This window comes from Pedobacter sp. 01T416_2, from assembly GCF_056398925.1.
This window is the reverse complement of the sequence record NZ_JBFTQI010000316.1, coordinates 1-6,375: the sequence shown is the minus strand read 5'-3', so window position 1 is coordinate 6,375 and position 6,375 is coordinate 1. Positions and strand designations below refer to the sequence as shown.

General features: G+C 41.4%; 8 protein-coding genes. All 8 read left to right on the top strand.

What is annotated here, in order from left to right; genetic code table 11:
• The coding region (locus AC1DPQ_RS14330; protein ID WP_477609888.1) for an HAD-IC family P-type ATPase at window positions 1-473 on the top strand (473 nt) is incomplete at its 5' end.
• Window positions 470-649, top strand: a complete 180-nt coding sequence (gene ccoS, locus AC1DPQ_RS14325) for a cbb3-type cytochrome oxidase assembly protein CcoS (RefSeq protein WP_029278967.1) — start codon at window positions 470-472, stop codon at window positions 647-649. The genes AC1DPQ_RS14330 and ccoS, both read left to right, overlap by 4 nt.
• Window positions 650-722: 73 nt before the next feature.
• The gene (gene ccoN / locus AC1DPQ_RS14320) at window positions 723-2,864 is read left to right on the top strand and encodes a cytochrome-c oxidase, cbb3-type subunit I (protein WP_477578556.1); all 2,142 of its coding nucleotides are present in this window, start codon (window positions 723-725) and stop codon (window positions 2,862-2,864) included.
• Between the two features lie 3 nt (window positions 2,865-2,867).
• The gene (locus AC1DPQ_RS14315; protein ID WP_477578554.1) at window positions 2,868-3,050 is read left to right on the top strand and encodes a hypothetical protein; all 183 of its coding nucleotides are present in this window, start codon (window positions 2,868-2,870) and stop codon (window positions 3,048-3,050) included.
• Window positions 3,037-4,005 carry a cbb3-type cytochrome c oxidase N-terminal domain-containing protein gene (locus AC1DPQ_RS14310; RefSeq protein WP_477578552.1) on the top strand — a complete coding sequence of 323 codons (969 nt, stop codon included), beginning with the start codon at window positions 3,037-3,039 and terminating at the stop codon, window positions 4,003-4,005. The genes AC1DPQ_RS14315 and AC1DPQ_RS14310 overlap by 14 nt, the downstream gene beginning before the upstream one ends.
• Window positions 3,989-5,371 carry a cytochrome c oxidase accessory protein CcoG gene (ccoG, locus tag AC1DPQ_RS14305; protein WP_477609886.1) on the top strand — a complete coding sequence of 461 codons (1,383 nt, stop codon included), beginning with the start codon at window positions 3,989-3,991 and terminating at the stop codon, window positions 5,369-5,371. The genes AC1DPQ_RS14310 and ccoG overlap by 17 nt, the downstream gene beginning before the upstream one ends.
• A 110-nt stretch (window positions 5,372-5,481) precedes the next feature.
• On the top strand, window positions 5,482-5,910 hold the full coding sequence (locus AC1DPQ_RS14300) for a FixH family protein (protein WP_477578548.1): 429 nt from the start codon (window positions 5,482-5,484) through the stop codon (window positions 5,908-5,910).
• On the top strand, window positions 5,907-6,375 hold a 469-nt coding region (locus AC1DPQ_RS14295), incomplete at its 3' end, for a sulfite exporter TauE/SafE family protein (protein WP_477609884.1). The genes AC1DPQ_RS14300 and AC1DPQ_RS14295, both read left to right, overlap by 4 nt.

The window sequence follows — 6,375 nt, the reverse complement described above, 5'->3', positions numbered from 1 at the left end:
CCGATAAAGACCGCTGGATGCTGGATACCATTTTCACGAAAAATACAACCATCAGGTTTCGCCAGAGCCCGCACCAAAAACTGGATGCTGTTCTGCTGCTTCAACAGCAAGGAGATAAAGTAATGATGTTGGGTGATGGCTTAAATGATGCCGGAGCCCTGAAACAGAGCAACTTTGGGGTTGCAATAACCGACAATATTAACAGTTTCAGCCCCGGCTGTGATGCCATTCTCAAAGGCAGCGCCTTAAATTATCTGCCAGATTTTATCCAGTTAAGTAAAGATGGACTGAAGATCATTAAAACAAGCTTCGCCATAGCCATCGCGTATAACTGTATTGGTATTTACTTTGCTGTGCAGGGCACACTCTATCCTTTGGTGGCCGCAGTACTGATGCCAATTAGTACGGTTACCATTATCTCCTTTACCACTTTGGCAACCAGGTGGTTTGCCCGTAAAAATAAACTGATATGAACATCCTTTACTTTTTGGTTGGCTGCAGTGTTTTAATGGCACTCATTTTTTTGGCTGCGTTTTTCTGGGCCTATAAAACCGGTCAGAACGATGATGTACATACCCCGGGTATCCGCATGCTTTTCGATGATGAAGTTGTTGCTGAAAAAAGTGAAGAAGATCACTTTTCTAGCTAAGCATCATCATCCTTTGTCTGTCCACTAGAGAATACCTTTGGAACACAAAACATACAAAAATTCAGCTTCTATTATGCAGTTAGAGAAATTTACTTACGATAACAAGATTGTTCGGAACTTTGGTATTGCCACCCTGGTATGGGGAATTATAGGAATGACCGTTGGCTTGCTTGCAGCCATGCAACTGTTTAAACCGGCAATGAACATGGGCAGTCAGTACACTACATTTGGCCGCATCAGGCCGCTGCACACCAATGCCGTAATTTTTGCCTTTGTGGGCAATGCCATTTTTATGGGCGTTTATTATTCCCTTCAGCGTTTGTTAAAAGCACGGATGTTTAGCGATGTGCTGAGCAAAATCCACTTCTGGGGCTGGCAGCTGATCATTTTATCGGCAGTAATCACCCTGCCGCTTGGCTTTACTACCTCACATGAGTATGCTGAACTCGAATGGCCGATTGATATCGCCATCACCATCATCTGGGTGGTTTTTGGCGTTAACATGTTCGGTACCATTTTTAAAAGAAGAGAGCGTCATTTATATGTTGCCATATGGTTTTACATTGCCACTTTCGTTACCATAGCCGTATTGCACATCGTAAACTCTTTTGAGCTGCCCATTTCTTTCATGAAAAGTTATTACGTGTATGCCGGCGTACAGGATGCATTGGTACAATGGTGGTACGGGCATAACGCAGTAGCATTTTTTCTAACTACACCTTATCTCGGCATGATGTATTATTTCTTGCCGAAGATGGCCGGAAGACCCGTTTACTCTTATAAATTAAGTATCCTGCATTTTTGGTCGCTCATTTTTATTTACATCTGGGCAGGCCCGCACCATTTATTATATACTTCATTGCCTGGTTGGGCACAATCATTAGGTGTTGCCTTTTCGATCATGCTAATTGCACCAAGCTGGGGCGGTATGATTAATGGCCTGTTAACCTTGCGCGGTGCCTGGGATAAGGTAAGAGAAGATGTAACCCTTAAATTTATGGTGGTTGCCCTTACCGCTTATGGCATGGCCACTTTCGAAGGTCCGTTATTATCATTAAAACAGATTAATGGGGTAGCCCACTTTACCGACTGGATTGTAGCACACGTACACGTTGGTGCTTTAGGTTGGAACGGATTTTTAACCTTCGGTGTACTTTACTGGTTAATCCCCCGCATTTACAAAACAGAATTATACTCGAAAAAGCTTGCCGGTTTCCACTTTTGGATAGGTACTTTGGGCATCCTTTTTTATGCTGTTCCCATGTATTGGGCAGGTTTTACGCAGGGGCTGATGTGGAAAGAGTTTACGCCCGAAGGTTTATTAAAGTACCCGAATTTCCTGGCTACCACACTGCAGATTATCCCGATGCATGTTTTGCGTTCAATTGGTGGTGCACTGTATTTAATAGGGGTAATTGCAATGACTTATAACCTGGCCAAAACCATGTTGGGGGCTAAATTACTTGCCAATGAACCGGCAGAAGCCATGCCATTGAGCAAAGTGATCATCGAAACCTCTCCCGCAGATAAAGCCTGGCACAGGATTTTAGAACGCAAGCCGATGAAATTTATGGTGCTCTCGCTCATCATTATCCTTATCGGGGGCATGGTAGAAATGATGCCCACTTTTACCATTCAATCCAATGTTCCAACTATAGCCAGCGTAAAACCTTATTCAGCGCTCGAACTTCAGGGGAGAGATCTGTACATCAGAGAAGGTTGCGTAAACTGCCATTCTCAAACGGTAAGACCTTTCCGTTCAGAAACTGAGCGATATGGTGAATATAGTAAAGCCGGAGAGTTTGTTTACGATCACCCGTTTTTATGGGGAAGTAAACGTACCGGACCAGATCTTCATCGCATAGGCGGGAAATATTCTGATGCCTGGCATTACAATCACCTGGTCGATCCTACTTCAATGTCGCCAGGAAGCATTATGCCGCCTTATGCCTGGCTCATCGAACAGAAACTGGACATTACAACCACAGCAAGCAAGATCAGGGCCATGCAAACATTGGGCGTTCCTTATCCCGATGGTTATGATAAACGTGCTAACGATGATTTAAAAGTTCAGGCCGAAAAGATTACACTCGACCTAAAACAGAATAACATTAAGGTTAAAAGCGACAGGGAAATAGTAGCCATTATTGCTTATCTGCAACGTTTGGGTACCGATATAAAAGCCAATAAAGAAATCATTCCTTCAAATCAATAAAATATGTTCAACCAGATCAAAGATTTAGCCGGTGGCGAAATATACCTCATCACCTCTCTGCTCATGTTCATGGTGTTTTTTGTAATCGTGGGTATTTACCTGCTCAAACTAAATAAAAAACATATCGAAGTGATGAGTCAGCTTCCCATTCAAGACAATCAACCTATTGCATATGAAGAAGATTAAACTTTTGTTATTGTTCCTGTTCATCTCAATTACAGCCTTTGCTGCTGATGAGAAAGCCGCAGCGCCMATAACATCTGCTCAGGCAGGCTTGGGGCTAAACCAGTCGGAAATACTGATTATAATCCTCCTGGTTTTTGCAGTTGTGCTTCTTGTTGTTTCAGTAAGCCTGTTAAATGCATTCAAGGTAATGTACCAGGAACAGTTAAATCCTACACCGTATACCAAACCTGTAAAAGAGCCGGTTTTGGATTACGATAGCTGGTTAAAGCAACAGCCTGTTAAACCTTCAATCTGGACAAAACTTTTAAGCTTAAGGCCAATTGAAGAAGAAAAGGATCTGGTAATCGATCATGCTTACGATGGCATTAAAGAGCTCAATAACCCAGTGCCGGCCTGGTTTAACTTCCTTTTCTACGGTACAATGATTTTTGCTGCGGCATATCTTTTTTATTACCACATTGGTGGCTATGGAGACCTGCAGGATAAAGAATACGAAAATGAAATGGCCAGGGCGAAGATAGAAAAAACAGCCTACCTCGAAAAATCGGCCAATACCATTGACGAAAGTTCGGTTAAGTTTGATAATACACCAACAGTGCTGGAAGAAGGCAAAACCGTTTTCACTACAAACTGTGTGGTTTGTCATGGCGATAAAGGTCAGGGCATCATCGGGCCAAATTTAACCGACGAATACTGGTTACATGGTGGAAGCATTAATAATGTATTCAAAACCATAAAATATGGGGTACCCGAGAAAGGAATGATCAGTTGGGAGAAAAACTTAAATCCAAAACAGATCAGTGCAGTTACCAATTTTATTCTGTCGCTAAAAGGGACAAATCCTGCAGGAGCCAAAGCTCCACAGGGTGAAAAATACGAAGCGAAAGATTTAAAAGACAATGAGATGAAAACACCAACCGACAGTGTGAACCAAGCCAATGTTACCAAAAAATAAAAAAGAAAATAAAGGCAGGGGCAGAAATTTTATCTATCCTAAACAGCCATCGGGCAGGTTGTATACCTACCGGAAATGGGTAAGTTATGTGTTGCTTTTATTTTTGTTTGCCTGTCCATTTGTAAAGCTTAATGGTGAGCAACTGGTACTGCTCAATTTTATAGAAAGAAAATTTGTATTCTTTGGATTGATTTTTACCCCGCAGGATTTTTACCTCTTTGCCCTTGCCATGCTCATTTTTATCATGTTCATTGTGTGCTTTACGGTAGTGTTGGGCAGGTTGTGGTGCGGATGGGCTTGCCCACAGACAATTTTTRTGGAAATGGTTTTCCGTAGGATTGAATACTGGATCGAAGGAGATGCCAACAAACAAGAGAAACTAGACGAAGCAGGTTGGACCGCGGAGAAAATATTCAAAAAAGGCAGTAAACATTTTATTTTTCTGGTGATTTCTTTTGCCATTGCGAATACTTTCTTGGCTTATATGATCGGTTCTGATGTACTCTTTAAAATTATAACTGAACCGATTGCTGGGCATGCTTCGGGCTTTATTTCCATCTGGCTGTTTACATTTATTTTCTATGGGGTATTTACCTATGTACGCGAAGTGGTGTGTACGGTAATCTGTCCGTACGGTAGGTTACAGGGCGTTTTGTTAGACAATCAAAGTTTGGTAGTAGCCTATGATTTTACCAGGGGCGAGCCACGTGGGCATCTTCAAAAAAATGCTAATGAGTTAACAGCCGGCGACTGTATAGATTGTGGACTTTGCGTGCAGGTTTGCCCCACGGGTATCGATATTCGCGAAGGTACGCAGCTCGAATGTGTAAACTGTACGGCCTGTATCGATTCGTGCAATGAGGTGATGCTTAAAATAAACAGGCCCAAAAATCTGATCGGTTTTTTTAATCAGGATTTCATTAAGGAACGTAAACCCTATAAAATTGGCTTAAAATCTTACGGTTACGCTGCGGTACTATTTGCCGTATTGATGGTTTTTTCTTCATTGATTTACAGAAGAGAAGATATCCAGACTACGGTATTAAGAGCCAGCGGCACCTTGTATCAGAGCAGGGGAGCAGATAAAACAAGCAATCTTTATAATGCAGAGCTGATCAACAAAACCAATAAAGCGGTAAAGTTTACTTTCAGATCGAAGGAAAAGGGAGACGAAATTAATTTCATCCAAAAGGCTGATGTTTTGCCAAAAGAAGGCTCGGTACACCTCACTTTTTTTCTGATCAGGAAAAACAACTCCATTAAAAAATATAAAACCGATGCCATTTTCGAAATTATTGCCAATGGCGAGGTTTTAAGTACGGCAACTACAAGTTTTTTCGCGCAACCGGAAGGAATTGAGGATTGAATTAGAGAATGAGTGAATGAGTGAAGGATTGAATTTTGAATGATGAATGTGGAGTTATCGTTGCCATTCACTCATTCAATCATTCTCTCATTCAAAATTAAAAAAGAGCTATGAACTGGGGAACAAAAATAGTTTTGGGCATGCTTACATTCATGATGTTTATTGTGGGAATGGTAGTTTATATGTTTCATGTACACGGAAGAGATGCCCTGGTAGAAGAAAATTATTACGAAAAGGGAATCAATTATAATGCAGAATACAATGCCAAAATGAACGTTATAGACGATAATGCCAGTCCCAAAATTACCATTACAAAAACTCAGATTATCATTCAGGTAAAAGATAGTGCAAAATACGATCTTGTTTTAATGCGGCCTGCCAATAGCAACGATGATGTTAAGTTAAAGGGACAGACCTCAGGAACGGCGAATCTTATTCTGGTTGATAAAACTAAAATGCCCAAAGGAATGTGGTTTTTAAACCTCCAGTGGCACTCCTCAGGAAAGGATTATCTGTTTAAAAATAACATCACCCTATGATGGATTTTTTGCCATTGGCATTTTTGATGGGGCTTTTCGGAAGCCTTCATTGCGCCGTAATGTGCGGGCCGATTATGCTGGGTATGCCATTCGCGAAACAGGATTTCTTTCGAAGTGGATTTCAGCTTTTGTTGTACCAATTTGGCAGAATTGCCGTATATACTGTGTTAGGATTGTTGGTGGGTGCCTTAGGGAGCAGTATCCGCATCTTTAGCGATCAGAAAATGCTGAGTATCTTAATCGGTTCTATACTGATTTTATTTACAGCGCTACAGTTTAATGCTGTTTATAGAAATAGGTTTTCTAAGTTCCAGTCATGGGTACTCAATCCGCTGAGCAGGCTTATGGGAAAGGTATTCAATTTGCCATTGTGGGGATTGTTTGCCGGAATGCTTAATGGCATCATCCCCTGCGGGATGGTTTATCTGGCACTTGCAACTGCTTTAAATACTGGTAGTATTAAAT